Origin of the sequence: Rothia koreensis (assembly GCF_052232265.1) — a bacterium.
Lineage (GTDB): Bacteria > Actinomycetota > Actinomycetes > Actinomycetales > Micrococcaceae > Rothia > Rothia koreensis.
In genome coordinates, this window is record NZ_CP197643.1 from 2810152 (window position 1) to 2836374 (window position 26223).

Here is a 26223-nt window from a genome sequence, read left to right on the forward strand (position 1 = left end):
CGAAATTTTGGCGACCCTCGGTGGCAGTGTGCGAGCAAAAAAATGGTAAGCACCCTGATTTGTCAGCGTTCTGAACCATCAGGCCCCAAAATATCCGAACTGACCACGAAGTTGACCGGACTTCTTGACCTGTGATCCAGGGCACCCTACGATGATGCATCAAGCACCAACAACGTCCATCTAATGAACATTTAAAAGTTGTTGCTTCGGCGACCCCTGGGACCCTCGACCGGATCGCCACCCCCAACTGCATCCGAAGGAGTCAAAAGATGGCGCAGCAGGAGAACACCGAGTCACCATCGGCCCCGCCCCTCGTGGGGCGTGACCTCGAAGTTGGCGACGTGGTCATCGTGGACCGGAAGAAGATGAAACAGGCTCAGATCGGCGCCGGCGTCGGCAACTTCATGGAGTGGTACGACTTCGGAATCTACGGGTACCTCGCGGTCACCATCACGACCGTCTTCACCCATGGGATGGATGAGAGCATCGGCCTCCTGGTGACACTGGCCGGGTTCGCCGTTTCCTTCATCATGCGGCCCTTGGGCGGCATGGTCCTCGGTCCGTTGGGAGACAAGATCGGCCGACAGAAGATCCTCTACCTGACCATCACTCTCATGGCCTGTTCCACGGCCCTGATCGGCCTCCTCCCCACCTCTCACACCATCGGATTGGGGGCCCTGATTCCCCTGTACCTGCTGAAGATGATCCAGGGATTCTCCACGGGCGGCGAATTCTCGGGTGTGGCAACGTACGTCTCGGAGTTTTCGGCGGACAAGAAGCGCGGCATCGCGACGTCGTGGCTCAACAGCCAGTCCATGTTGGGATTCGCGGCCGGTGCCGGCGTCGTCGCCATCACGTCCACGGTGACGACCCGCATCTGGGGCGAGGACGCGATGCTCGACGGCGGCTGGCGCATCCCGTTCCTCGTCGCCATCCCTCTCGGTGCCGTGGTCATTTGGTTCCGCACGCGGACCCCCGAGACTCCAGCCTTCGAAGACGAATACAACAAGTCCGTAACCATTCCGCCCGGATCGATCTTCCGTCGGTACGGCTTGCTCGGCATCATCAAGAACTTTTGGCCTGCGGTCCTGATCGGCTGCGCCCTGACCGCGGCGGACAGCTCTCTGTCCTACATCCTGACCAGCTACATGCCCACATACCTCGAGACGGAGGTGGGCGTCACCTCGGTGGGCGCGGCCGTGGCCACGGTCCCGATCCTTGTCCTGGTGGCTGCGGGCATCCCATCCGTCGCCCGCTTCTCGGACATCGTGGGCAGGAAGCCCGTCTATCTCATCGCCATCGCTTCGACCTTGATCCTGCTGATACCGGCCTTCGCCATCGTGCACCGAGGCACGGAGTGGTCGGTGTACGTAGCCATGTTCCTGATAGCAATTCCGGTGACCGGATATCTGTCCCTCACCGCATCCGTGCTGCCCGCGCTGTTCCCCACGGCATCCCGCTACGGCGGAATGGGCCTCACCCACAACGTTGCACTCTCGGCCTTCGGAGGGACGGCCCCCTTCTTCAGCCAAGGGTTGATGCAGCTGACGGGAAGCTCCTATTCCCCGGCCTTCTACGCAATGTTCTTCGCGCTGCTCGCGCTGGTGGCCCTGTTCTTCATGAAGGAGTCGGCCCGCCGACCGCTCGTGGGATCCGTGCCCGTGGTCGAAACTGCCGATGAGGCCGAAGCGCTGGTCCGCGACCAGGACCGCGACGAGAACCTGGACACCTCGACCATGCCCATCTTTCTCCCCGTGAACCGGGCTCACTGACGCCTTTGATTCCCGAGCCGATCACAAACACGTCCGATACAACACACCCCAGGAGGACACCATGTACTCGACCTCAGCACCCCAGACCACGCTCGCCTCCCTGGACGCCTACCCCTCGGCGTCCACGTTCTTCGGGAACATCCGATCTCTGCCTTGGGAGGGACTGATCCCCGACGAGCGCCCTGAATGGTAAACCAACAACTCGTGCCGGGGGTCGATCATGTCGACCCCGGCCTCGGTGCGTCCGCCCAGAGTGGGCGACAAGGAGGACTCATGGAATATGGAATAACGGGCCGCTGGGCCATCGTCTGTGCCGCGAGCAGAGGACTCGGCTACGGCTGCGCAGAAGCTCTCGCGCGACACGGTGCGAACGTGGTGATCAACGGAAGGGACCGAGCGTCGCTCGAAGAGGCCGCCGAGAAGCTGCGGGCCGTCGCCCCGAAGAGTCAGATCCTGCCCGTTCACGGTGATGTCACCGACGACGATGTCCAAGGAACACTGATCGACTCCTGCGAACAGGTCGACATTCTGGTCACCAATGCCGGAGGCCCGCCCCCCCGGGAGACTTCAGGAACTGGGGCACGGGCGAGTGGGCGTCGGCCCTGAAGCAGAACATGCTCACCCCGATTTCACTGATCAAGGCGACCGTCGACCACATGGCCGAACGAGGATTCGGAAGGATCGTCAACATCACCTCGTCCGCCGTCAAGGCGCCCATCCCCGAGCTGGGGCTGTCCAACGGAGCACGGGGAGGGCTCACGGGGTTCGTCGCCGGTCTGGCCAGGCAGCCGCGTGTCGCTTCCCGCGGAGTCACCATCAACAACCTGCTGCCTGGCACATTCGCGACCCAACGCCTCATGGACACCCTTGATGCCCAAGCCGAAAGCAGCGGCAGGAGCCGAAACGAGCTGGACGAAGAGGCGAAAGCCGCCATACCGGCAGGCCGGTACGGAAATCCCGAGGAATTCGGGGCAGTCTGCGCCTTTCTCTGCTCCGAGGATGCCGGGTACCTCACTGGCCAGAACATTCTTCTCGACGGAGGCGCCTACCCGGGCACGCTCTGAGGTCGCACCAACGACGACGCCCCCGCGGCAACCGAAGCGGTTGCGCGGGGGCGTCGTCGTCAGTGAAAGTAACCGCGACCGCTCAATCGCGGCCCGGACAGTCAGTCTCGACTGGTCGAGTCCTGAATGGTCACGTGATTCTCATTGGCCTCCTGGATCGCGAGGGCCTGAGTATCCGCTTCCTTGATCTTGCGGCGGTGCTCCGGGTCGTCCTGCTCGGTACGCAGGTGGCCGACCATGATGAACGCGCAACCGTAGAGGGCGACGAATGCCCAGATCACGGTCGAGTTCTGGGCGAAAGTGCTCATGCCCATGGCTCCCGTGATGTTGAGGACCACGGCAACCACGGCCGTGCCGAGGAACGTCGCGCCACCGGCCGCCGTCGTGTACATCGCCATGGCCGCACCCCGGTGTTCGGGAGCATTGGCCGGCATGATCGCCCCCATGGGAACGAACCCGGCCAGGAAGATGCCGTAGCAAATACCGGCGATCACGGAGAGTATGTACCCCCAGTTCGATCCCGCGGGCACCATATGGGGCACGTACCACCAGGCCAGCAGCGAGACCGCCGAGGCGAACACACCGAACCAGCGCACCGTGGTGACCCAGCCGAGCCGGTCGCCCAGGTTGCCGAAGAACGCGTTGAACAGAATGTTGCCCGCGTAGACGCACACCGTCATCGCGAGCCATCGGGACTGGCCCCACCCCAGCGTCGTGCTGATGACCGCCGGCATGATGATGAACATGCCGAACTCAGGCGCGGTGTTGATCAGTCGGACCAGGAAACCCTGGAGGACCTTCGTGTTGGTGAAGGTCAGGCGCAGGCCCGAGAAGATCACCTGGGAAGCGGTTTCTCCCTCGGGAGCGATGCGACGCTTGCCCTTCGAATCGTGGCACCCGAACCAGACCAGCAGGAAGCCGATGACGTTGAGGAGGCAGGAGAAGATGATTGCCCCGGTCTCGCCGATGGTTCCCCCACCGAAGGCGGGGATGGCGCCGATTGCCACCAGCGAGCCAAGGGTCGGCAGACCACCGGTGAACATGACGTAGAACCAACCGATCGCCGTTCCCGCCTTGGACTTGAGCGCCGTGATGTTGACCCACACCAGGAACGAGAAGGTGAACAGAGGCATCCCGAACCCGCGCAGGAAGTAGGTGACCGCAACGAGCCAGAAGATCCCACTGGCCATCGCCAGGATGAATCCGACCTGGAAAACGGCCCAGACCAGGAAGCCGATGAGCATGACCCTCTTGGGTCCGATGAGGTCGGACAGCGCTCCCGAGAGGTAGCTGCCCACGGCCACGGCGAGCGAGTACGAAGCGATAATGCCCGCAACCGCGCTCTCGGGGCTGTGCAGGACTTCGACGAGGTGAGGGGTGAGGATGTTCGACTCGACACCCAAACCGGTCATGAACAGGAGGACTCCGAGGAAGCCCCATTTGAGGACCGAAGGTATGCCGATACGGTCGAGGTAATGCCCTTCGACCTTGAGAGGTACCGAAGAATCGGCAGTGGAAGACATAAGGTGCTCCTTCTTGGGGCTCGACGCTCGTCCCCGTTGACAAACTCCGCGGTGAGTCGCTCGTCATTCACGAAGAACCGAATGACGTGAGACGTCCCACACGCATGCGGTTAGCCTAAACGCGAATTGCGACATCGCACAACCGTTCTGAACATATGTTCATGGCTTCGTCGCACCCAGGACGTCGATCCGGCGAAAAATTCGCATGCCGCCTCGGGCATCATCTCGGGAGCGAATCCCATCCCCCACCAAATATTTCGCATTGTGACGTAGCGCGTAAGGCGGCGCTACACATCCCCGCGACTGGTGGCGCTGGGGACGACGCGTGATGTAATTGGGGCTGACAGGCGGGCACTCCGGGCCACCGGTCGCGCCCCGTCGAATCACCCCGCAGATCATCGCACCGAGTAGAGAGATTCATAGCCGTGAAGAAAAAACTTGGCGCCCTCCTGGCGATCGTTCCCTTGGCCCTCGGGCTTGCCGCGTGCGGCGGCAATGACACACCCAGCGGCCCGGAGACCAAAGACGGAAAGACGGTCGTGAAGATCGCCATCGCCAAGGAGATGGAGGTCAACAAGGTCCTGAAGGAAGAAGCCGCAAAACAGGACATCGACATCGAGTACAAGGAACTGGACAACTACACCGAGGCCAATCCCCAGTTGACGCAGGGGCAGGTGGACCTCAACTGGTTCCAGCACATCTCCTACCTGGCGAACTACAACGTGGACAACGATGACGACCTCCAGATCGTCGGCCCCACCGCGATCTTCCCCATGGGTCTCTACTCCAAGAACCACAAGTCGGTCGATGAGATCCCCGAGGGCGGCAAGATCGCCATCCCGAATGACGCCGTCAACGAGGCCCGTGCCATCAACGTTCTCAAGTCGGCAGGCCTTCTGAAGCTCAAGAGCGATACCCTGCAGCCGACCGAGAACGACATCGACAAGGACAATTCCAAGGTCAACGTCACCGCGGTCGAGGCGAACCAGACCGTCGCATCGATGTCGTCGGTCGATGGCTCCGTGGTCAACAACGACTTCCTTGACGACGCCAACCTGGACCCGAAGAACGCACTGTTCCAGGACGATGCTTCGCAGGATTCCGCCCTTCCGTACGTCAACCTGTTCGTCGCCCAGAAGGGCCAGGAGGACAACGAGACGTACAAGAAGATCATCGACATCTACCGCAGCCAGCCCGTTCAGGACGCACAGCAGAAGTCGTCCAAGAACACCGCCGTGGTCGTCGACACCGACGTCCAGAAGCTGCGCGATGTCCAGAAGAAGCTCGAGGACGAGAACAAGGACAAGGAAAAGGACAAGTAGTCGTTCCTTCGTCCCAGGATTCCTCCTCCGCGTTCGACGCCGGTCAGGCAGTGCCGCTGCCGACCGGCGTCGAACGCGCTCACGGCACCGCAACCACGCAGGCCGAAACAACCGACAAGCAAGGAAAGCACATGACCGAGCACACGAGTCCCGTGTCCGAGGCGCACTCCTCGGACATGGTGGTCCTCGATCACGTCACCAAGGTGTTCAGGACCGGGAAGACTCCCGTCAGAGCCGTGGACGACGTCTCGCTCAGGATCGGGCGAGGACAGATCTACGCGATCATCGGCTATTCGGGCGCGGGGAAATCCACCCTGGTCCGCCTGATCAACGGCCTGGAATCGACGACATCCGGGACACTGACCGTGGAGGACACCACGATCTCGGGAGCCAAGGAACCCGAGTTGCGCAAGGCCCGAACGAACATCGGCATGATCTTCCAACAGTTCAATCTGATGAATTCCAAGACGGTCGCCGGCAATGTCGAGTTCCCGCTCAAGGTCGCCGGGTGGCCTGCCGCCCGGCGCAGGAAGCGGGTCCAGGAACTGCTGGAATTCGTCGGACTGGGTTCGCGGGCCAAAAGCTATCCCGAACAGCTCTCGGGCGGCCAGAAGCAGAGGGTCGGCATCGCCCGTTCGCTCGCGAACGAGCCGTCGCTGCTGCTCGCCGACGAATCGACGTCGGCCTTGGACCCGGAGACCACCGAGGAAGTCCTGGGGCTGCTCAAGAAGGTCAACGAGGAGCTCGGGATCACGGTCGTCGTGATCACGCACGAAATGGACGTGGTCGCGTCCATCGCCGATCGCGTGGCGGTCATGGAGAACGGGAAGGTCGTCGAGGAGGGAAACGTCTACGACGTCTTCTCGAACCCGCAGACCGCCCCGGCACGCCGCTTCGTCTCGACCACGGTCAAGCCGACGCCCTCGGGCGACCGCGCGTCGGAACTGATCGAACGGCACAAGGGGTACCTCGTGAGCGTCGAGGTCACGGACCACACCGATCTCGGCGACGTCCTGTCGAAACTCGGTGACCGCAAGGTGCGTTTCAACATTGTCGAGGGCGGGCTCGAAACCCTTCAGGGCCGCACCTACGGCAAACTCACTCTCGAGCTGTTGGGCGAAATCTCCGCGGTGGACGCCGCCGTCGAACAGCTCAAACTCGTGACCAACGTCCAGGAGGTGCGCGCCTGATGACGCTGAACTCCCACTCCCTCATCGCGGCCACGCTCGAGGCGAAGCCCAAGACCGACTGGGCTGAAGTCCGCCCGGAGCTGGTCCAGGCCACGCTCGAGACCATCCAGATGGTCGCCATCACCATGGTCATCGCCGGCATCGGGGGCTTCCTGATCGGGCTGCTTCTGTACACGACCCGGCGCGGGAACATCCTCCAGAATCGGCCGTTGAATTTCGTGCTGAACCTCGTGGTCAATTTCGTGCGCCCGATCCCCTTCATCATCCTGCTGGTCGCGCTGGGACCGGTCATGCTGGCCACGATCGGAACGACCATCGAAATGAAGGCCGCGGTCTTCGGCATGGTCGTCGCGGCCGTCTTCGCGGTGGCCCGCATCGTCGAGCAGAACCTGGTCTCGATCGACCCAGGTGTGATCGAGGCGGCCAGGGCCATGGGCGCGTCCAAGGCGCGCATCATGTTCTCGGTGATTCTTCCTGAGGCCCTCGGTCCGTTGGTGCTGGGCTACACGTTCCTGCTGATCGGTGTCGTGGACATGTCCGCGATGGCCGGTTACATCGGTGCCGGCGGACTCGGCGACTACGCCCTGTCCAAGGGGTACCAGCGGTTCAACTGGGACATCACGATGGCGTCCGTGCTGATCATCATCGTGATGGTCCAGTTCGTGCAGCTCTTCGGCAACTGGCTCGCCCGCAAGATCATGCGGCGATAGTCCACCCGGGGACGCCTCCCAACGATGTACGAGGCCCGCGGCACTTTCCGAGGAAGGTGCCGCGGGCCTCGTTCCGTTCCGGCCGTCTGCCGACCTGATCAGAGCCTGTCCAGAACCAACGTCCTGACTTCCCGCCGCAGGGTCTTGCCGAGCATCGAGCGCGGGAAGTCCTCGACCTCGACGATGCGCCGGGGAACCTTGTAGCGGGTCACCTTGGTGTAGCAGTGCTGACGCAACGCATCGACGTCGAGGGCGTGTCCCGGCGCCATGATGACGGCCGCGACGACTTCTTCGCCTCCGCCGTCGGCCGGGATGCCCACCACGGCGGCGTCCTTGACCGTGTCGAAAGTCTTCAGGGCCGTCTCGACCTCGCTCGGTGTCACGTTGAACCCACCGGTGATGATGATTTCCTTGAGACGGTCGACGACGAACAGGAACCCGTCCTCGTCCATGGTCACGACGTCGCCGGTCCGCAACCAGCCGTCCTCCGTGACGGTCGACCGGGTGGATTCTTCATTCTTCCAGTAGCCACGGAACCTCTGCGGCCCCTTGACCCACAGCTCCCCCGATTCCCCGCGGGCGACGTCCTGGAGCGATTCCGGGTCGACGATGCGGATGTCGGTCGAGGGGAACGGGGTACCGATGGACCCGGCCCTGCGGGTGTCGTTGAGCGGGTTGCACGCCACGAGCGGCGCGCATTCGGTCAGGCCGTAGCCTTCGACCAGGTACCCGCCCGTCTTCGCTTCCCAGTCGGCAACGAGCTGGGGCGGCAGATTCATGGCCCCGGAGACCGAGTAGCGGATCCCGGACAGGTCGGTCCCCTTCTCGTTGGCCATGTCCAGCATGCGTTGGTACACCGGGGGCACGGCCGGGAGGATTGTCGGCTTGGACTTCTTCAGGGCGGCGAACACCAAGTCCAAGTCCACGGTCGGGAAGAGCACGAGCTTGGCACGCACCGCAATGGCAACGCCCAGACCGAGAGTCATGCCGTACGCGTGGAAGAGCGGCAGAAGACCGTAGATGACCTCGTCGTCGTCCGGACCGATCCATTCCTGCCCCATACGGGCGTTGGACTCCAGGTTCCGGTGGGTCAGCATCACGCCCTTGGGGTCTCCGGAGGTGCCGGACGTGTACAGAAGAAGCGCCGTGTCATGGGCGGTGGGCCGGTGGTGGTCCTCTGCGATCGGATCGTTCTTGAGGAGGGTCTTCCACGGTGCGGTGCGCGGGGCGGAACCCGCCAGCTTCCCGCGGGAGGCACGGGATTTCTTGAGGGGAAGCTTGAGGGCAAGCCGGAGGTGACCCGGCATCGCCTCGATCAGGTTGACCGAAACAACCTGGCGCGGGCGCAGGTCATCTGGCTGATTCGTGATTTTGTCCGCGATCTTGTCCCAGACGAACGCGACCTTCGCCCCGTGGTCCTCGAATTGGTGGCGCAGCTCGCCCTCCGTGTACAGGGGATTGTGCTCGACGACGACGGCGCCCAACCTCAGCGTCGCGTAGAAGGCGACGACGTGTTGCGGACAATTGGGCAGGATCAGCGCGACACGGTCACCGGCCTGAACCCCCATGAGCCGCAGCCCTTCGGCCACTCGCGAGACCTGTTCTCCGAGGCTCGTGTAGCTCGTGGTCGCGCCGAAGAACTCCAGAGCCGTACGGTGTCCGGCCTCCCTCACGGATTTCTCCAGGACGTGAACCAGGGAGGTCTCCGGAAGATCGAGAGAAGAGGAGGTGTACGAGTTGTAATTCTTGAACCACGGCCGCTGCATCGTCTGGGGCTCGGGGTTCTGCTCCTGAGGTTCTGCCATGTACGAGATTCTGCCATGCCGCCTCCTGACCTGGAATACTGGCCATCATGAGTGCACGCCGCAAATCACAATGGACGGAAGAAGAAGTTCGCGAGGTACTGAGGGAGATCAACAAGAGGATGCTGATCGGCGTCGGCGTTGCCGTGCTGGTCGGGGTGGTCATCATCGGACTCGTCGCGATCTTCTCCTGAGCACCGCTCCATTGCCCCTTCCCCACTCGGGCGCACTTGGTGCGGCCGGGAAAGGCTCGACCGAATGAATGAGACCGTAACCAGCCACGACGACCTGACCATGCGGGAACGCATGCACGCCGGTCTTCCCTACCGCGGGTCGGGCACGGCGAACGAGACCAACAATGAGCCTGCCGGCACGTCCCGCACGTCGGCCGAAGCAGCCCGCATGACGGATCGTTACCAGCGCCTGGACCTGGACGATGACCCCGCTGCCCAGGAACTCCTCGGAGATCTCCTGGGAAGCATGGGCGAGGAAGTCCGCATCCGGCCCCCGTTCTATGTCGACTACGGGTACAACATTCACATCGGCGACAGGCTCTTCGCCAACTTCGGGCTCACGATCCTCGATGTCTGCGAGGTCCGGATCGGCAACGACGTGCAGATCGGGCCCCACGTGCAGATCCTGGGTCCGACCCACCCGCTGAACCCCGTCGACCGCGCCCGGGGTTGGGAAGGCGGCTGCCCCGTCACGATCGAGGACAATGTGTGGCTGGGCGGCGGAGCGATTGTTCTGCCCGGCGTCACCGTGGGTCACGACTCCGTGATCGGCGCGGGTTCGGTGGTCAGCAAGGACGTTCCGCCCTTGTCCGTTGCGGTCGGATCGCCAGCCAAGGTGGTCAAGACCCTCCACCCGGACGAGCGTTCCGGCCAGTATGCTGTCGAGAACTTCCCCAAGGAATACCGACAACAGATCGCAACGGAATTGCATTCTAGGGAGAACGACCGCACGAGGACGAGCGAGGAGCTTTCATGACGCAACGACCAACGGAACCCTGGGACGACCCGTACGGCGAGGATTCGGCCGCGAATCGCACGATGCCTCTGGACGGGGACGCTACCGAGGTGCTCGACGACCGTGGGGCACGCGGACTCGATGAGGACCGTACCGAAGTCCTGGACGGCGGCAGGACGGAGGTCCTCGACGACCGCACGGACATCCTCTCTGCCGCAGACCAACGCACGCAGGTCCTGGACCACGGGTCCTGGGGGTCGGCGACGCAGGACTCGAATGCGACCCGGCCGCTGCCATCCTACGGTGAAGGTTCTTCCGCCCCGAGCGCGCAGAAACGTTCGGGCCTCGAGTACGACGAAGAAACCGACCGCACCGGGGGACCCCGCAGCTTCCGGCCGACCTCGCCGGAGGACGCCCCTGGCGCGTCGACCGGAAGGCCCGGCTACGCCAACGGCCCTGCAGGGCAGGCCGCGGCACCGTCCGGTCCCGACCTGCGCGGCATGGTCATCAGACGGCAGAAGGCGGAGTACGGCCGGCTGCAACTGCTTCCCGGTCTGCTCGGGTGGCTGGTCGCGACGGCGCTGGTCGGATTCCTGACGTGGGCGCTCGGAGTCCTCGCCCCCATTGCGGGCGCATCGGGCCTGCCGACGCACTTGGGGAACTCGGTCAGGGACCTGGCCGATGGTTCGGGTCACGGGGCCCTGTGGTGCGGCGTCTTCGGCGTCGTGTTCTTCGTGTCCTACGTCGTCGGCGGGTACGCGGCGGGCCGGGCCGGGCGCTTCTCCGGTGCCAAGCAGGGCGTGGCCGTGTGGCTGTGGCAGCTCATGGGTACCGCGGTCACCACGGTGCTGACTTTGTTCTTCGCGGACAGGATGGGCGAGAGCCTTCCGCTCGGCTCGGTCCAGTCCCTGGGCGGCCCCTCCTTCGTGTGGGGACTGGTCGCGGCGGTCTGCGTGCTCGTGATCGGCCTTCTCGGCGCGATCCTCGGTGGGCTCTGGGGCACCCGGTTCCACCGGAGCGTCGACCGCTGGGGCTTCGAGGGGCACTGAGCCCACAAATCCTCTTGTGCCTACATGTCCAGCAGGAGCGCGGGCTCCTCGAGGACCGAGGCCACATCGGCCACGAACCTCGCCGACAGGTCGCCGTCGACGATGCGGTGGTCGAAAGATCCTCCGAGCGTCGTGACCCACCGGGGGATGACTTCGCCGTCGACGACCCAGGGCTTCTGCTTGATGGTGCCGAACGCGAGGATTGCTGCTTCCCCGGGGTTGATGATGGGTGTGCCCGTGTCGATGCCGAGGGCGCCGATGTTCGTGATGGTCAGCGTTCCACCGGACATGTCGCCGGGCTGGGTCTTTCCTTCACGCGCCGTCTTGGTGAGCGCATTCAGGGCCACGGCCAGCTCGCGCAGGGAGAGGTCCTGGGCGTCCTTGATGTTCGGGACCATCAGGCCGCGCGGAGTCGCCGCCGCGATGCCGAGGTTGATGAACCTCTTGATCAGGATCTCGGAATCCGTCCACTGCGAGTTGACCTGGGGGTTCCGCGCCGTCGCCCAGATCACGGCCTTGGCCAGGATCAGCAGCGGCGTGACTTTGACGCCCTCGAAGGTCGGCGAGGACTTGAGCCTCTTGACGAATTCCATGGTGCGCGTGGCATCCACGTCCACGAAGATCGACACGTGCGGTGCCTCGAACGCGGACTTGACCATGGCCTTGGCCGTCGCTTTGCGCACTCCCTTGACCGGAACACGTTCGATCCGGTCTTCCTGGCTGCCCTGTTCGACCCAGAAGTTCGAGGGCTTGTGGCTCTCGACGTCCTGCGCGTGGGCGGCGTAATTGACCAGGTCCCTCTGGGTCACCTGGCCGTTGGAGCCGGTGGCCGGCACGTCCGCGAGGTCGATCCCCAGGTCCTTGGCCGCTTTGCGTACGGGAGGCTTGGCCAGGGCGGGGCGACGAGGCGGTTCCGAACCAACGGTTCGGTGCGCTTCCGCCTGCGCCATGGGCTGGTCCGCGGCACGGCCCGGGAAACGCTTGAGCGCGCCACGGCCTTCCTCGGCCAATTTTCTGGCGCGTTCGGCGATCCCCGAACCAAAGGTTCCGCCCTGGAGCGGCGCACGATTCAGGATCTGGGTCAGCAGTTTCTCCCACGGCTGCGTGGCACCGTCCGCGGCGTGAACGCTCTCTTCGCTGCGGCCCGATGCGGCACCCCCGGAGGACCGTCGCTTGCGGGCCCGCCTCTTGACCGGATCGGCCTTCGGTCCCGACCCCACGAGCGCGGCCGTCTGCGCATCGGACCCTTCGCTCGCGGACGCGTTGTCGGGGACGGCCGCCTGGTCGACGTCGCCCGCGGCCGGAGCCGCCTGCGCGGCGAGGCTGTCGGCTTCCTTCTCCGCCACGGTGGTCGTGGAGTCGACGTCGTCGGCGGGCAGCTCCGGTCCCGGTGCCGGTCCGGTGGTGTCCGCTTCCGGTTCGGACTCCGACCCGTCGGCCGAGGCCGTGACGGTCACGGAAACCAGTGGGGCGCCGACTTCGACCGTGGCGCCCTCCTCGGCGATGATCTTCTCCACGGTGCCGGCGAACGGTGAGGGCAGCTCGACCACGGATTTCGCCGTCTCGATCTCGACGAGCACGTCATTGATCTGGACCGGGCTTCCCGGGCCGACCTTCCATGACAGGATCTCTGCTTCCGTCAGGCCTTCGCCGACGTCCGGGAGGTTGAAAATCGAAGACATAAGGGCTCCTGAGTTCCGGCTGACTAGTAGGCCAGCGAACGGTCAATGGCCTCGAGCATGCGGTCGATGCTCGGGAGGTAGTCCTCCTCGACTCCGGCCACGGGGTAGGGCATGTGGTATCCACCGACCCTGAGAACGGGGGCTTCCAAGCTGTAGAAGCATCGTTCGGTGATGACGGACGCCAGCTCGCCGCCGATTCCGCCGAAGGTGGGCGCCTCGTGCGTGACGACCAACCGGCCGGTCTTCCGCACGGAGGCCTCGACCGCGTCGAAATCGAGTGGGGAAATGGACCGCAGATCCACGACTTCAATGCTCATTCCGTCCTCGCGCGCGGCGTCCGACGCCGCGAGCGCAACGGGGACCAGGGGGCCGTACGCGGCGAGAGTCACGTCGCGCCCTTCCCGAACGATCTGCGCGCGCTGCGTGGAGGGGGCGGACACCGAGCGGTCGACGTCGCCCTTGAGCCAGTAGCGGCGTTTCGGCTCGAGGAAGATCACCGGGTCGTCGGATGCGATGGCTTCCCGCAGCATCGTGTAGGCATCCTGCGCATTGGACGGTGACATGACCCTAAGGCCCGCGGTATGGGCGAACAGGGCCTCCGGGGATTCCGAGTGGTGTTCGATGGAGCCGATGTTGCCGCCGTAGGGGATCCGGATGACCACGGGTAGTTTGACGTCGCCCTGAGTCCTGGCGTGGATCTTCGCGAGCTGCGAGGTGATCTGGTTGAACGACGGGAAAACGAATCCGTCGAACTGGATTTCGCAGACGGGTCGGTATCCGCGCATGGCCAGGCCGATGGCGGTACCCACGATTCCGGCTTCGCCGAGAGGGGTGTCCATCACGCGCTCGGGCCCGTATTCCTCCTTGAGCCCCTGGGTCACGCGGAAGACGCCGCCCAGGGTCCCGATGTCCTCGCCCATGAGCAGGACGGCCTTGTCTTCGCCCATGGCATCGGACATGGCCGCGTTGAGCGCCTTGGCCATGGGCATCGATTCGACCGGCATTGCGCTGTTCTGTGAAACGTCGCTCATGTTCAGCGACCGCCCTCCTGCGTCTCGGCATCTTCGAAGCCGGCTTCGTACTCGTGGAACCAGGCTCGTTCTTCTTCGACGAGCGAGTTCTCTTCGGCGTACACGTGGTCGAAGACGCCGTCGAGGGTCGGTGCTTCCATGGCGAGGACGGCTTCGCGGATCTCCGCACCGTACTCCTTGGCCCGTTGATTGGCCTCTTCGAAGAAGTCGTCCCCGACACCTTCCAGCCGCAGGTGCTTCTCGAGGCGGACGAGAGGATCCTTGGTGGTCCATTCGTCTTCTTCGTCCCGGGTCCGGTACTTGGTCGGGTCGTCGGCCGTGGTGTGTGCGCCCAGGCGGTAGGTCTCGGCCTCGATGAGGACGGGTCCTTCGCCCCGGTGGATCTTGTCCATGGCGTAGGCGGTGACCGCCTGGACACCCAGCAGGTCATTGCCGTCCACGCGGATGCCTTCGAAGCCGTAGCCCGCGGCCCGTTCCGCCAGCGGAAGGCGCGACTGCGTCGAGAACGGCACGGAGATCGCCCACTTGTTGTTCTGGACGAAGAACAAGACCGGAGCGTCGTAGGAAGCGGCAAAGACCATGGATTCGTGAGCCTCGCCCTCGGTCGAGGCGCCGTCGCCGAAGTAGACGACGGTCGCCTCGCTGCCGCCGGCCTCGGCGTCGTCCGAGTGCTCTTCCTGACCAATGTTCAGTTGCCGGTCCAGCTTCTGCCCCATCGCGTAGCCCACGGCGTGAGGGATCTGCGAGGCCAGCACGAAGGAGTAGAGGTTGAAGCGGTGTTCCCTGGGGTCCCATCCGCCAGGCGCGTAGCCGCGGAATACCCTCATCATGTCCCTGAGATCGACGCCCCGTTCGTACGCGAGCGCATGCTCGCGGTAGGAGGGGAAGATGTAGTCGTTCTTCGGGATGGCGCGAGCGGAACCCACCTGAGCAGCCTCCTGTCCCTTGGACGGGACCCAGAGGGCAAGCTTTCCCTGGCGTTGCAGCGACGTCGCTTCGTCGTCGAAGCGCCGGACCGTCAACATGGTGGCGTACGAGCTCTTGAGGTCGTCGAGGGTGACGTGCTCGATATAGGGATCGAAGTCCGGGTCCGATCCACGGTGCCCGTTCTCGTCCAGAATGGTCACCCGGTTCAGACGGCCCTCGGTAGCCCCGGGGTGTGGGGTTTCCGCGGTTTCCATGAGTCCTCCCATGTGGCTAGGTTGTCCGGCACCCGGTTGGTCCGCCGGAGCACGGTGTGCAGAGGTGCCCGCGGATCAAAAAATACACCCCTAGCCTACCTGCCCGATCCGTCCAAGAATTCGCCGGCGATCCTGATGAATCGCGTGTTGGCTTCGTCTTCCCCGATGCTGACTCGAACCCCTTCGGGGTGGAACGCACGCACCGAGAGGGCGTTGTCATCCGCCAATCGGGCGAAGTCCTGGGTTCTCTCCCCCAGCGGCAACCACACGAAGTTGGCTCGCGTGGCCGGGATGTCCCAGCCCTGGTCGGTCAGGGCATCGACGACTCGTGTTCGCTCCGAGACGAGGTGCCGCACCTGGTCCGCGATCTCCTCGGAGTGTTCGAGCGAAGCGATCGCGGCCTCTTCGGCCACTTTCGTGACGGCGAAGGTCGTCGCGGAAACCCGCAGGTACTGGGTGATCTCCGGGTGGGAGATCGAATATCCGACGCGCAGCCCCGCGAGACCTGCGGCCTTGGAGAAAGTTCGGAGGATCACGAGGTTGTTGTACTCGCTGTAGAGATCGATTCCTTCCGCGAGGCCGCCTTCTGCGCCCTCCTGGTCGGTGAGTTCGGAGGCCAGACAGAACTCGAGGTAGGCCTCGTCCAGGACCACCACGATGTCGGAGGGCACCTTCGCCATGAAGTCCTGGACCTTCTTCTTGGTCAACGCCGGCCCCGTGGGATTGTTGGGGGTGCACAGGATCACGACCTTCGTTCTGTCGGTGATCGCCGCGGCCATCGCATCCAGATCGTGTTCCCCGTTGGGCAGGTTGGGTACGCGCACCTCCTTTGCCCCGGCCAGGCCGGTCACGATGGGGTACGCCTCGAAGGAGCGCCAAGGATAGATCACCTCGTCCTGGCTTCCGTCCTGATTTCCCCCGGCAAAAGCGGCCAGTATCTGGCTGAGTGCCCCCAGGCTTCCGCCGCCGGTCACGATGTCCTCAGGATCGACACCGAGTTTGCTCCCCAAGGCTTCCCGAAGATCCGTGCACAGCGGATCCGGGTACCTGTTCGACGCCGAGAATTTCTGGATCACCGATTGCACCGCCGGAACCGGGCCGAGAGGGTTCTCATTCGAGGACAGCTTGTACTGCTGCAACCCTTCGACCTTCTGCGGGGGTTTGCCCGCCACATATTTCGGGAGGTTGCCGAACACGTGACGCGGAGTGATTTTCTGCGAGTCGGGGGTCAGATTCTCAGTCATGGATTCCACTCTATCCTTTCCATCGAGGCCGACGTGTCAGGAATCACGTCGGTGACCTGCGGCTTGTTCCGAGCCTCGTTCGGCGGCAGGTCTGCGATCGTAGGTCTCCGACGACGCCTCGAAGGTCAGGGTGCGCACGGTGGATCCGGCCGGGACCGCCTCCTGGATCATGCGCAGGTGGGCTCGGCCCTCTGCCGTCCGGCCCAGTTCCCGATCGGCGGCGGCTGCTGCCTCGATGTAGGTTTCGGCCGAATGGGTCATCGGCACCGGCCCCTTGTTCCGTCCGGTGTTCCCGACGACGACGACCGCGTGCTCGTTGCCGGGATCGATCCCTCCCCCGGTCAGGGACGGCACGGGGTCGTCGATGTCCCTGAGGTGAAGGACCTTGGTACCGGGATCGACACCGCGGTAGGTCGACGTCGGGCTGCCCGTGGTCACGACACCGCGCACGGAGTACCTGCGCCCGAAATCCCTGTTCGTCGCGAGTCCCATGGCGGCCATGCCGCCCTGACTGAACCCCGAGAGGATCACGGGGTCATCGACACCGGCTCCAGCTTCGCGGAGGGCTCGGTCGACGAGCTGCATGAGACCTGAGGCCTCCTCCAGGGGGGTCTCCGGCGAGACCGTCACCGCGTCCAGGATGCTGCGGGCACTGTTGGGATCCGTCCGGCTCGTGAGGTTGTCGAAGTCCGTGCCCGGTATGGACACGAGGTACGACCTCGTGCCGTCCGGCCTGTCCACGACCTGCACATCGACGTGCGCGAGAGACACCTGGTTCTGCGGGCCACGTGCGGCGTCGTGCACGTCGTCGTGATCGCCCGCAGACTTCAGGCTCGTCACAACCGTCGCGACACCGGCAGGTCCGCTGGTCGTCCTGGGCTCCGAGGTCTCGACGGTACGGAAGTCCGTCAGCCGCACCAGACCGAACCCCATGCCGCGTCGATACCGCACGGCCCGCCCTATGCCCTGTCGGAGGTTCTCGAGTGGCACGCCGCTTCCGGCAATCGTCGACCGGGTGGCCGCGCCGGTTCCCCGAAGCGCCGCATCCGCGACGAATACCGAGCCACCGACCACCGCGAAACTGCCGGCCGCGAGCATCAGGCCCAGTGGGTTGCCGCCCGAATGCAATGCGGTTCCGAACAACAAACGGTAGGGAACCGAATGAACAGCGTTAAAGCCACTCACCAGAGTCTCGGCCAGATGTTCGGCCTGTTCGTAGGAGGTACGGGCAACGCGGAGCTTCACCGCATCGTCCGCTGCCGAGACGCCCAGGGAAACCAGAAGATCGCGAGCGTCGTCGAGGGCATGAGCGGCGGCTGCGGCCTCGGGCGCCACGTGGGCCCAGAAATGCTGGACTTCCGCGACGAGTGGGGCCGTGGCCAGCCAGACCTCACCCACGGCCTCACCCACGGCGGCAACCTCCTTCTCGAGGCGATGGATCTCTTCGGTGTCGATTTTCTGTTGCACCGACGACGCGCGAACCATGACCGCCCCCTCGGGCACCGTGCCGAAGTCGATCGCGAATGCACCGGTCGACCGGGCGGGGGCCATCGCAAAGATTCCCCACTCCCTGAGTCCGGTCCCCAGGACACCGCTCACCGTGAACCACCGAGTCTCGCGCCACCGATGGCCTCGACCGCTGCGCGATAGATGGAGCCGTCCACGACGTTCGCGTATGCACCGCGAGCGGTTCGAAGGTCCTCTGAGGCTTGGATTCCGAGGGCTCCGCGAGCGACTGCTTCCACCGCCTCGTGAATACCGGATTCGGCCTTCACCGCGACACGGGCGGCGGACTCCGTCACCCGATGTTCGAGTACGTCCAGCTCACCAGCAAGATCTTCCAGCTTCTGCCTGATCTGCGCACCCGCTCTGCGCAGGTGGTGCTCCGCCCGGGTCAGGGCCTCCTCCGCCGTCAGGACCCAGGCGGCCTCACGGCGAACTTTCGCCCTGAAGAGCTCGGCCGCGGGCGACTCCCACGACGTTCCGCTCGTACCGGCCCACCGTTCTCCTGCCGTTCCGAGGTCCGCTCGGCGCCTGGCCACGCCGTTCGCCAGCTCGGCGAGCCTGTGTTCCGCCGAGATCGCGACGCCCCGCACCGCGGCGGGGGCCACCAGGCCCAAGGCCGCCACCATGTCCATGCTTCCACCTCCCCGAGAATCGATCCCGCGCTTCTCGCGGTCCCGATGGCGCTTATTCTGTCCGGTGGAAGAATGCGGCGCTCATCGTGCCGCACGGAATCGCTCTCGGTGTGGACGAGGCGGAAGCCAAGAGCCTTTCGGAAGCCCTGTGGACGAAACCGGTGCGGCGCTACGGCCGTGCCACAATAAGGGCATGGCCAATTCTTCGCAGAACACCAGTCCGTCCGATTCGTCGCTTCCGAACGGGCGCACCAGCTTGACTCAGGTTGACCCTCCGATCGCGCTCGGTCCCTTGGACGGTCGCTACCAGCCCCAGACGGCGCCGCTGACCGATTATCTTTCGGAGGCCGCGCTCAACCGCGATCGCGTCCACGTTGAGGTCGAATGGTTCATCTACCTGTGCCGGAACGAAGTCCTGCCCGGCCTGGAGCCGCTGAGCGAGGCCCAGGAGGCCGACCTGCGGGCCATCGTCACGAATTTCGACGGCGAATCGATCAGCGAATTGGCCGAAATCGAGGCCGTGACGGTTCACGACGTCAAAGCGGTCGAATACTTCATCGGCAATCGGCTCGAGGCCCTGGGTCTCGCACGTCTGAAGCCCCTCGTGCACTTCGGGTGCACCTCGGAAGACATCAACAATCTTTCCTACGCCGTCGGGATTCGTGACGCGGTCACCAACGTGTGGTTGCCCGCCGCCCGGGAGCTCGTGGACGGTGTCTCGGACCTGGCGTCCTCCGCACGGGACATGCCCATGATGTCCAGGACGCACGGCCAGCCCGCAACGCCGACGACGCTCGGCAAGGAGATGGCGGTCCTCGCTTTCCGTCTCCAGCGGCAGATCAAGCACGTGGAGAACCAGGAGTTCCTCGGCAAGATCAACGGCGCGACCGGAACATACGCTGCCCACTATGCCTCCGCACCCCAGGTCGACTGGCAGGAGGTCTCCCGCGGTTTCGTGGAGCACCTCGGGCTCACGTGGAACCCACTGACCACGCAGATCGAGTCCCACGATTGGCAGGCCGAGCTCTACTCGAGCATCGCCCACTTCAACAGGATCCTGCACAACCTCTGCACGGACATCTGGTCCTACATCTCGATCGGATACTTCCGCCAGATCCCGGTCGCAGGGGCGACGGGCTCCTCGACCATGCCGCACAAGATCAATCCGATCCGTTTCGAGAACGCCGAGGCCAACCTCGAGATCTCCTGTTCCCTCCTGGACACCCTGGGAGAGACGCTGGTGACTTCTCGGTGGCAGCGTGACCTGACGGATTCGTCGTCGCAACGCAATATCGGGGTCGCCTTCGGGCACTCGATCCTGGCCATCTCCAACGTCACCAAAGGTCTGGCGCGGCTCGACGTCGCCGAGGAAGCACTCGCCGAAGACCTGGACCGCAACTGGGAAGTGCTCGCCGAGGCGATTCAGATGGTCATGCGCGCGGAATCGATCGCGGGCGTGGACGGCATGGACAATCCCTACGAACGACTCAAGGATCTGACGCGTGGCCACCGCGTCGACCAGGCCAGGCTCATCGAATTCGTGTCCGAGCTGGGCCTCTCGCCCGAGGCCGAAGAGCGTCTGAAGAACCTGACGCCGGCCACATACAACGGCATTGCGAGCCGCCTGGTGGACTACATCCGGTAGCTCCGGGCGTTCCCGCATCGGGCGCCCGAACTTTCAACGCCCGAACGATCAGCGCAAAGACGGCGCGGGCCCGCGCCGTGCGCATACCGACAGGAGGCGTGTCAGCCCTTGGAGTCGGCGTCTCCCGAGGCGTGACCGGACGTTCCGTCCGAGGACTCACCGTGACCGCCGGCCTTCTTCGAGGGGTCTTCCTCCTTGTCGGCCCCCGCGGGCAGGTCGCCGGCGAGGACCTGGGCCTTCTTCTCCTCCTTGGGATCCTCGAACTTCGGGGCGCGCCCGTCCAGCTGGAGTGAATCGGGGAAGAGCTTGGGTGCTTGCCCGAAGGCTTCCTTCGTGGAGTGGATGACCTGGCGCCCCAGCGCCAGGTTCGCTCCCCCGCCGACGACGGCGCCGAGACCGAAAGGCAGGGCACGACCGAGCAGAGCCCCGGACTGTCGAGCCAGGAAGCGCTTGACGAACATGTTGCGGATCGTCTTGGAGACGCTGAATCCCTTGTCGTCGCCCTTGCCCATCATGAGACCCCATTTGTTGGAGATCCCCGATGCCCGACCGGACTGGCCGAGAATCTGCTGCATGAGCACCTTGCCGTCGTCGCCCAGCATGAGGGCCATGACCATGGTCCGCGCCTTCTCGGGATCCTCGACGTGGGCCCCGTAGAGCTCGGCGACGGACTGGGCGTAAATAGCCGTGCGCTCCAGGTAGCCGCCGACGGCGACGATCGACAGGCCGACCGACGTCGCCGTGCCGATCCCAGGGATGAACGCCGAGGCTCCGACCGCGCCTCCCCCGACGGTCACGTCCCTCAGGTAGAGGCGCTCGAGACGGCGAGCGATCTGTTCGGGGGTCTCGTCCGGGTGCTTCTTCCGGAGCTTCTTGATCGAGGTGACGACCATGGGCCGCTGGACGCACAGAACCGTGTCCAGGGCCTTGTTGAGAGCGGGCTTCGGTTGCCCGTTGTCATCGAATGCATTCTTCATTGCAGAGTCAAAGGGAAACTTCGGTGCCATGTTCACATCTAACCACGTGCTCATCGGGGGTCCACAGGTCTCAGCCGAAAGCGGAGAATCCCGAGCTCAGCCCGCCGAACCACTCAAGTTCCCAATTCTCCCACGAATTCCTGCGTCTGCAGAGGGTCCAGAACCTGGGCTGGGTGCGGCCCGGCGTCGAACCACCGGCGCTCGAATCCGAGGGCCCGGTCCACCAGACCGGGTCCGGCCGCAAGGATCAGGTTTCCTTCGCCCTTCGTCCTGATGAGGCCGGCATCGGCCAGCGTCCACGCCCCTGATGCGACGCCGACGCGTGGGTCCGAGCTCACGGCGTCGGCCAGGAACCCTGCCTGTCGGGCGAAGAAGTGCAGGCCGGCGTCGTCGCCCACGTTGACCACCAGAGCACCCCGCGGCGACAGGAGTTCGAGGCACTCCGCGTAGAACTCGCGGCAGGCGAGATGCTCCGGGGAGTCCTTGCCGGCAAAGATATCGACGACGACCAGGTCGAACCCTTCCCCGTCGTCGAGGCCCGCGGCGGAGGCGAGGTGCGGCAGAGATTCCCGTGCATCATCGATCAGGAGACCCAACCGCGTACCCTCCGGAAGTGGAAGTCGGTCCACGACGAGCGACGGCAACTCGCGCTCGATATCGACCGCCACCTGGCGCGATCCCGGCCGCGTGGCTTGAATGTATCGGGGAAGAGTCAGCCCGCCCGCGCCGAGGTGCGCCGCGGAGACCGCCTCGCCGGGCGCCGCGATCGTGTCCACGACGTTTCCGACGCGACGCAGGTACTCGTAGAAGATGCTCTCCGGGTGGTCCAGGTCCACGTGGGACTGCTCCGCTCCGCCGATCTCGAGCACGAACCCGCGGTCGCTGAAACCGTCCGGCAGGATTTCCGCTTGCAGACCCGAGAATCCGAGGTGGACCCGGTGACCGCCGCTCATACGATGAATTCTCCGGCCTCGTGCCGGTAGTGGCTCTTGGGCTCCAGCTGGATCGTCGAGTGGGCGATCGAGACCTCGAAGTGCTCGGAAATGCAGTTCTGGAGGTCGCAGAGCATCTGGGCACTCTTCCCGTCCTCAAAGCACCGGTCGTCCAGGACGATGTGTGCGCTCAGCACGGGGAGGTCGGTCGAGATGCGACTCGCGTGGAGATCGTGGACCTTCACGACCTGCGGGTGGGATTCGAGATGGCGCCGGACCGCGTCCATGTCGAGCCCGGGAGGGGCACTTTCCAGGAGCACGCTGACCGATTCGCGGAGAATGAAGACGGCCCGGGGAATGATCAGGACTCCAATGAGCAGGGCCACGACGGCGTCGGCCTGCATCCACCCGGTCCACGCGATGACAAGGGCCGAGACAATCACGGCGATGGAACCGAGCGCATCGTTGACGACTTCCAGGAATGCCGCGCGCAGGTTGAGGTTCTTCTCGCCCCCGAACAGCACGGCCATCGCGGCGATATTTCCGAGCAGCCCGATCACGCCGAACACGATCAGTTCACGATCAGCCACCGGTTGCGGGTGGGAAAAGCGTTGGATGGCCTCGATGACCACCATGATCCCGACGACGATCAGCACCGTCGCCTGGACCGCGGCGACCAGGATCTCGACCCTCTTCCAACCCCAGGTCCTGTGCTCCGTGGCGGGCCTGGCGGAGAGCACCGCGGCGCCCAGGGCCATGCCCAGGCCCGCGGCGTCGGTCAGGACGTGGACGGTGTCGAAGAGGAGCGCGAGGGAACCGGTGAGCACAGCGCCCAGCGCCTGGGCGAGGAAGATCGCGATGGAAATTCCGAACGCGACGGCGAGCCGACGTCGCCCTGCGCCGGCCCCGTGCTGGTGACCGTGGTCGTGGTGATTGCCCATCGGAATCCGCACCCCCATTCATAAGCATTTGCTTATATTTTAGCCGAGGGTCCGTGGCCGGTGAAAGGGTGCGGACGTGTTGTTATCTCACATCGAACTCGCGGAATTCACCCGTGGGATCGGCGTCCCACCGCTCGACATCGCTGACATGCCCCGCGGTGTCTCCCGACGTCAGCGCAGCATAGAAAGCCTGGACTCCCTCCGCGGGGCCCTCGACGACGACTTCGACGCGCCCGTCCGCCAGGTTTTCCGCGTATCCGAGCACGTCGTGCTCCTGGGCGACGCCGCGGGCCCACCACCGGAATCCGACACCCTGGACCCTCCCGGAGACCAGCGCCTCGAGGCGCGCCTCCGGGAGGTCGACGGCGGCGTCGTCCTCATCCTCTGACTGGCGTCTGCCGCGGATGGAGTTCCAGAGTCCCATGGTGCAGCTCCTAGGCCAGCTGGTCCGTGGCCGGGGCCTCCGCGATGGCCTGGGCGATCGGGGTGTCGCCATCCGTGAAGGGCAGGGCCTTGCGAATGGTCGAGTCGTCGGCCAGCACCGCGACCAGAACCCGTGCGACGTTGGCGCGGGAGGCCTTCACGTCCGAGCGTTCGGTCGTGATGGTGATCTTCCCCGTCGGCTCGTCGAGGGACAGTGCGGTCGGGCCGACCAGGGTCCAGTCCAGGTCGCTTTCGCGCAGGTGCTGGTCCGATTCCGCCTTGGACTGGGCGTAGGCGTAGAAGTCCTCGCTCTCAGGGACGCCGTGCTCGAAGGATGCGCCCAGGTAGGAGACCATGAGGTAACGCTTGACCCCCGCGTTCTCGGCGGCATCCATCGAACGGTTCGCGGCGTCGCGATCGACCTCCCACGTGCGCTGAGGGTCTCCGCCGCCGGCACCGGCCGACCAGATGATCGCGTCGATGTTCTGGTCCTTGAAGACCTCTGTCATCTGCTCCGTCGACAGGTCGGAGATGTCCTTGACCAAAGCGTTGGCGCCGGTTTCCTCGACGTCGGCGACCTGGTCCTGCGAACGGATGATCGACGTGACGGTGTGCCCGGCCTCGGTCAGCAGGGGTGCGGCCAGGAGTGCGACCTTGCCGTGTCCACCGATGATTCCAACATGTGCCATCTTCGTTCTCCTTCGCTCTGACGAGTGTCCTTGCTTCTGGTTCAACTGTTCCACACGCCGATCTATGCCCGAAAGGGTCCGTCGGGCGGAATGCCGGGGTTGGGTGAGGGGATGGGGTCAGGATGAGGCCGCGAGGTGGCAATCCCGTGCGGTTTTCGGGGCAAAAACCGCACAACTTTGCCACCTCGCGCGGATTTCCGCACGAGATTGCCACCTCGGCCGGGTTTCCGCACGAGATTGCCACCTCGCGCCGCTGCGCAGCAGACTTCCGTCTCCCACCGCGGGAAGACTGAGCGAAGCACGACCTGATCCACCGCCCGAACCACCAGTCACCCGAATCACCCATCGCCGAGGCCATGAAGATGCCGTATTCGCCCCGTCAGCACCGGATTGGAAGCCCCCGCTCCCCTCTGCTAAAGTGGCTCTCGCGCTGATCGGCGGCCAGGTGCCGCTGTGCTGATGCGCAGGCCTCCTTAGCTCAGTCGGTAGAGCGTTTCCTTCGTAACGAAAAGGTCGCCGGTTCGATTCCGGCAGGGGGCTCTCGTTGTGAAGGCCCCGGAACTACTAGGTTCCGGGGCCTTCATTCGTTCCGGCCCTGGACCGGTGGCGCAGCTCGCGCGGCGCTGTGGGATGGGCCGCGTCGGCGTCGTCCGCGGAACCAGAGGCCGCGCGATGGCGTTGGGGAGAGTAGAGAACAATGTTGTCGAGACCAGAGCGAGGTAATCAGTGTCCACAGACTTCCACCGCAATGAACGTGCCGCCAATCTCCCTGCGCGGCTTTCCCGTTCGTGGCTGCTGACATCCGCCATCTCGTTGGAGTCGTACAAGCCGAACTACGAGTCCGAAGCCGATTCCGTCATCCTCGACATGGAAGACGCAGTCCCGGCCGACCAGAAGGAACAGGCGCGCAAGAACGTCGTCGAGGCTCTGGACAACGGAATGCGGGCCTGGGTCCGCATCAATGACATCAACACCGAATTCTGGGAGGACGACCTCGCCGCCCTATCCAAGGCGGAGGGCCTCCGCGGCATCGTGCTCGCCAAGACCGAGCACCCGCACCACGTGACCCGCACGGCCATGATGTCGCGCGCCGGCACGCCGGTCATCGCCCTGATCGAATCGGCCATCGGCATCGTCAACGCGGTCGACATCGCCAAGGCACCTGGCACTTTCCGTCTGGCCTTCGGCATGGGCGACTACCGCAAGGACACCGGCATCAGCAATGACCCGATGGCCCTCGCGTACCCGCGCTCCGCGCTCGTGGTCGCATCCCGCGTGGGCGAGCTGCCCGGCCCGATCGACGGACCTGCCAACGGCCTCGACGGCCAGGAGCTCCTCGACGCGAGCCGTCAGAGCGCCTCGATGGGCATGACGGGCAAGCTCACCCTCAACCCCGCCCAGACCGACACGATCAACCACGGCCTGGCGCCCTCCGAGGAAGAAATCTCGTGGGCCCGCGAAATGCTCGAGAGGGAAGAAGGCGGTTCCGTACCCAAGGACGGCTCCTACCTCCCCCGTCTGGCGCGCGCCCGCAAGGTTTCAGAGCTCGCCCAGACCTACGGTATGTGGGGTCGCTGATCGAACGACGACGCCGCCCGGCCCGCTCCGGACGACGCCATACCAATGCCCCGGCTCCGGTCTTCGGAGTCGGGGCATTGTGCTTTCCATGAGGTGCGACGCGCCGGGAGTTGGGTGAGTGCCGCGCCGGGTGGGTGTTGTGGTCGGGTGTCCGGGCGGGGCGGGATTCGCGCCGGCCACCCCGCTGAACGACCTCAATTGCCCTCGGATCCCGCCCTTAATCCCGCCTCAGATCCCGCGTTGCGAGGCGGTTGCCCGATGGGGCGCCGGTTCCCCGCGCGTGCGCGCCGTTGGCACCCCTGACTCCGCCCGCGTGAGGTGGCGGTTACCCGATTCGGAGTCATTGACCGCCCTCATGTGG

General features: G+C 64.8%; 25 protein-coding genes and 1 tRNA gene. 13 read left to right on the forward strand and 13 right to left on the reverse strand.

Features of this window, described 5'->3' with window-relative positions; all coding sequences use genetic code 11:
- Window positions 1–269: 269 nt before the first annotated feature.
- The 4 genes from ACTSLZ_RS12530 (at window position 270) to ACTSLZ_RS12545 (ending at window position 2836) form a co-directional block, all read left to right on the forward strand.
- Complete coding sequence (locus tag ACTSLZ_RS12530) at window positions 270–1772, forward strand: MFS transporter (RefSeq protein ID WP_443095223.1); 1503 nt, start codon at window positions 270–272, stop codon at window positions 1770–1772.
- A gap of 61 nt (window positions 1773–1833) precedes the next feature.
- Complete coding sequence (locus tag ACTSLZ_RS12535) at window positions 1834–1965, forward strand: hypothetical protein (RefSeq protein WP_321201181.1); 132 nt, start codon at window positions 1834–1836, stop codon at window positions 1963–1965.
- 80 nt (window positions 1966–2045) lie between these two features.
- A complete protein-coding gene (locus tag ACTSLZ_RS12540; RefSeq protein WP_443095224.1) occupies window positions 2046–2378 on the forward strand; it encodes an SDR family NAD(P)-dependent oxidoreductase in 333 nt (110 codons plus the stop codon).
- Between the two features lie 8 nt (window positions 2379–2386).
- The gene (locus ACTSLZ_RS12545; RefSeq protein ID WP_443095225.1) at window positions 2387–2836 is read left to right on the forward strand and encodes an SDR family oxidoreductase; all 450 of its coding nucleotides are present in this window, start codon (window positions 2387–2389) and stop codon (window positions 2834–2836) included.
- Window positions 2837–2937: 101 nt separating this feature from the next.
- Here the strand turns inward: ACTSLZ_RS12545 and ACTSLZ_RS12550 are convergent, their stop codons facing one another.
- The gene (locus ACTSLZ_RS12550; RefSeq protein WP_129314553.1) at window positions 2938–4359 is read right to left on the reverse strand and encodes an RbtT/DalT/CsbX family MFS transporter; all 1422 of its coding nucleotides are present in this window, start codon (window positions 4357–4359) and stop codon (window positions 2938–2940) included.
- Window positions 4360–4784: 425 nt separating this feature from the next.
- Between ACTSLZ_RS12550 and ACTSLZ_RS12555 the strand changes: the two genes are divergently transcribed.
- The 3 genes from ACTSLZ_RS12555 (at window position 4785) to ACTSLZ_RS12565 (ending at window position 7581) form a co-directional block, all read left to right on the forward strand.
- A complete protein-coding gene (locus tag ACTSLZ_RS12555; protein ID WP_321201180.1) occupies window positions 4785–5681 on the forward strand; it encodes a MetQ/NlpA family ABC transporter substrate-binding protein in 897 nt (298 codons plus the stop codon).
- A gap of 131 nt (window positions 5682–5812) precedes the next feature.
- Window positions 5813–6871: a methionine ABC transporter ATP-binding protein gene (locus ACTSLZ_RS12560; RefSeq protein WP_397555119.1), complete on the forward strand. Its 1059-nt coding sequence runs from the start codon at window positions 5813–5815 to the stop codon at window positions 6869–6871.
- Entirely contained in the window at window positions 6871–7581 is a 711-nt protein-coding gene (locus tag ACTSLZ_RS12565) for a methionine ABC transporter permease (RefSeq protein WP_443095226.1), read from the forward strand. The genes ACTSLZ_RS12560 and ACTSLZ_RS12565 overlap by 1 nt, the downstream gene beginning before the upstream one ends.
- A gap of 98 nt (window positions 7582–7679) precedes the next feature.
- On the opposite strand, the gene ACTSLZ_RS12570 is transcribed toward ACTSLZ_RS12565, so the two are convergent.
- On the reverse strand, window positions 7680–9386 hold the full coding sequence (locus ACTSLZ_RS12570) for a long-chain-fatty-acid--CoA ligase (protein WP_443095227.1): 1707 nt from the start codon (window positions 9384–9386) through the stop codon (window positions 7680–7682).
- 47 nt (window positions 9387–9433) lie between these two features.
- Between ACTSLZ_RS12570 and ACTSLZ_RS12575 the strand changes: the two genes are divergently transcribed.
- The 3 genes from ACTSLZ_RS12575 (at window position 9434) to ACTSLZ_RS12585 (ending at window position 11401) form a co-directional block, all read left to right on the forward strand.
- Window positions 9434–9577: a hypothetical protein gene (locus ACTSLZ_RS12575; protein WP_397555121.1), complete on the forward strand. Its 144-nt coding sequence runs from the start codon at window positions 9434–9436 to the stop codon at window positions 9575–9577.
- Window positions 9578–9641: 64 nt separating this feature from the next.
- A complete protein-coding gene (locus ACTSLZ_RS12580; RefSeq protein ID WP_443095228.1) occupies window positions 9642–10373 on the forward strand; it encodes a sugar O-acetyltransferase in 732 nt (243 codons plus the stop codon).
- Window positions 10370–11401 (forward strand): hypothetical protein, encoded by a 1032-nt coding sequence (locus ACTSLZ_RS12585; protein WP_443095229.1) that lies wholly within the window; start codon window positions 10370–10372, stop codon window positions 11399–11401. Before ACTSLZ_RS12580 ends, ACTSLZ_RS12585 begins: the two co-directional genes overlap by 4 nt.
- A gap of 20 nt (window positions 11402–11421) precedes the next feature.
- Here ACTSLZ_RS12585 and ACTSLZ_RS12590 read toward each other — a convergent pair whose 3' ends face one another.
- The 6 genes from ACTSLZ_RS12590 to ACTSLZ_RS12615 form a co-directional block, all read right to left on the reverse strand.
- The gene (locus ACTSLZ_RS12590) at window positions 11422–13083 is read right to left on the reverse strand and encodes a dihydrolipoamide acetyltransferase family protein (RefSeq protein WP_443095230.1); all 1662 of its coding nucleotides are present in this window, start codon (window positions 13081–13083) and stop codon (window positions 11422–11424) included.
- Window positions 13084–13106: 23 nt separating this feature from the next.
- Entirely contained in the window at window positions 13107–14114 is a 1008-nt protein-coding gene (locus ACTSLZ_RS12595; protein WP_321201178.1) for an alpha-ketoacid dehydrogenase subunit beta, read from the reverse strand.
- A 2-nt stretch (window positions 14115–14116) separates the two neighbouring features.
- Complete coding sequence (locus tag ACTSLZ_RS12600; RefSeq protein ID WP_443095231.1) at window positions 14117–15295, reverse strand: thiamine pyrophosphate-dependent enzyme; 1179 nt, start codon at window positions 15293–15295, stop codon at window positions 14117–14119.
- Between the two features lie 95 nt (window positions 15296–15390).
- Window positions 15391–16539, reverse strand: coding sequence for a histidinol-phosphate transaminase (locus tag ACTSLZ_RS12605; protein WP_443095232.1), 1149 nt, complete (start codon window positions 16537–16539; stop codon window positions 15391–15393).
- A 36-nt stretch (window positions 16540–16575) separates the two neighbouring features.
- Window positions 16576–18138, reverse strand: a complete 1563-nt coding sequence (locus tag ACTSLZ_RS12610) for a hypothetical protein (protein ID WP_443095233.1) — start codon at window positions 18136–18138, stop codon at window positions 16576–16578.
- Entirely contained in the window at window positions 18135–18677 is a 543-nt protein-coding gene (locus ACTSLZ_RS12615; protein WP_443095234.1) for a hypothetical protein, read from the reverse strand. Before ACTSLZ_RS12615 ends, ACTSLZ_RS12610 begins: the two co-directional genes overlap by 4 nt.
- A gap of 193 nt (window positions 18678–18870) precedes the next feature.
- Here ACTSLZ_RS12615 and purB point away from each other — a divergent pair, with 193 nt between their 5' ends.
- Window positions 18871–20322, forward strand: coding sequence for an adenylosuccinate lyase (purB, locus tag ACTSLZ_RS12620; RefSeq protein WP_443095235.1), 1452 nt, complete (start codon window positions 18871–18873; stop codon window positions 20320–20322).
- A gap of 101 nt (window positions 20323–20423) precedes the next feature.
- Here the strand turns inward: purB and ACTSLZ_RS12625 are convergent, their stop codons facing one another.
- The 5 genes from ACTSLZ_RS12625 to ACTSLZ_RS12645 all read right to left on the reverse strand — a co-directional run bounded on the left by ACTSLZ_RS12625 (window position 20424) and on the right by ACTSLZ_RS12645 (window position 24284).
- On the reverse strand, window positions 20424–21299 hold the full coding sequence (locus ACTSLZ_RS12625) for a di- and tripeptidase (protein WP_443095236.1): 876 nt from the start codon (window positions 21297–21299) through the stop codon (window positions 20424–20426).
- Between the two features lie 113 nt (window positions 21300–21412).
- Window positions 21413–22252 (reverse strand): spermidine synthase, encoded by an 840-nt coding sequence (locus ACTSLZ_RS12630; RefSeq protein WP_443095237.1) that lies wholly within the window; start codon window positions 22250–22252, stop codon window positions 21413–21415.
- Window positions 22249–23172, reverse strand: coding sequence for a cation diffusion facilitator family transporter (locus tag ACTSLZ_RS12635; protein WP_443095238.1), 924 nt, complete (start codon window positions 23170–23172; stop codon window positions 22249–22251). Before ACTSLZ_RS12635 ends, ACTSLZ_RS12630 begins: the two co-directional genes overlap by 4 nt.
- Window positions 23173–23254: 82 nt before the next feature.
- Window positions 23255–23596: an acylphosphatase gene (locus ACTSLZ_RS12640; protein ID WP_397555129.1), complete on the reverse strand. Its 342-nt coding sequence runs from the start codon at window positions 23594–23596 to the stop codon at window positions 23255–23257.
- Window positions 23597–23606: 10 nt separating this feature from the next.
- The gene (locus tag ACTSLZ_RS12645) at window positions 23607–24284 is read right to left on the reverse strand and encodes an SDR family oxidoreductase (protein WP_443095239.1); all 678 of its coding nucleotides are present in this window, start codon (window positions 24282–24284) and stop codon (window positions 23607–23609) included.
- 467 nt (window positions 24285–24751) lie between these two features.
- Here ACTSLZ_RS12645 and ACTSLZ_RS12650 point away from each other — a divergent pair.
- Together ACTSLZ_RS12650 and ACTSLZ_RS12655 are read left to right on the forward strand one after the other, a co-directional pair.
- Window positions 24752–24824 (forward strand) — tRNA-Thr (locus tag ACTSLZ_RS12650).
- A gap of 186 nt (window positions 24825–25010) precedes the next feature.
- Window positions 25011–25862 (forward strand): HpcH/HpaI aldolase/citrate lyase family protein, encoded by an 852-nt coding sequence (locus ACTSLZ_RS12655; RefSeq protein ID WP_178979380.1) that lies wholly within the window; start codon window positions 25011–25013, stop codon window positions 25860–25862.
- Window positions 25863–26223: the final 361 nt, after the last annotated feature.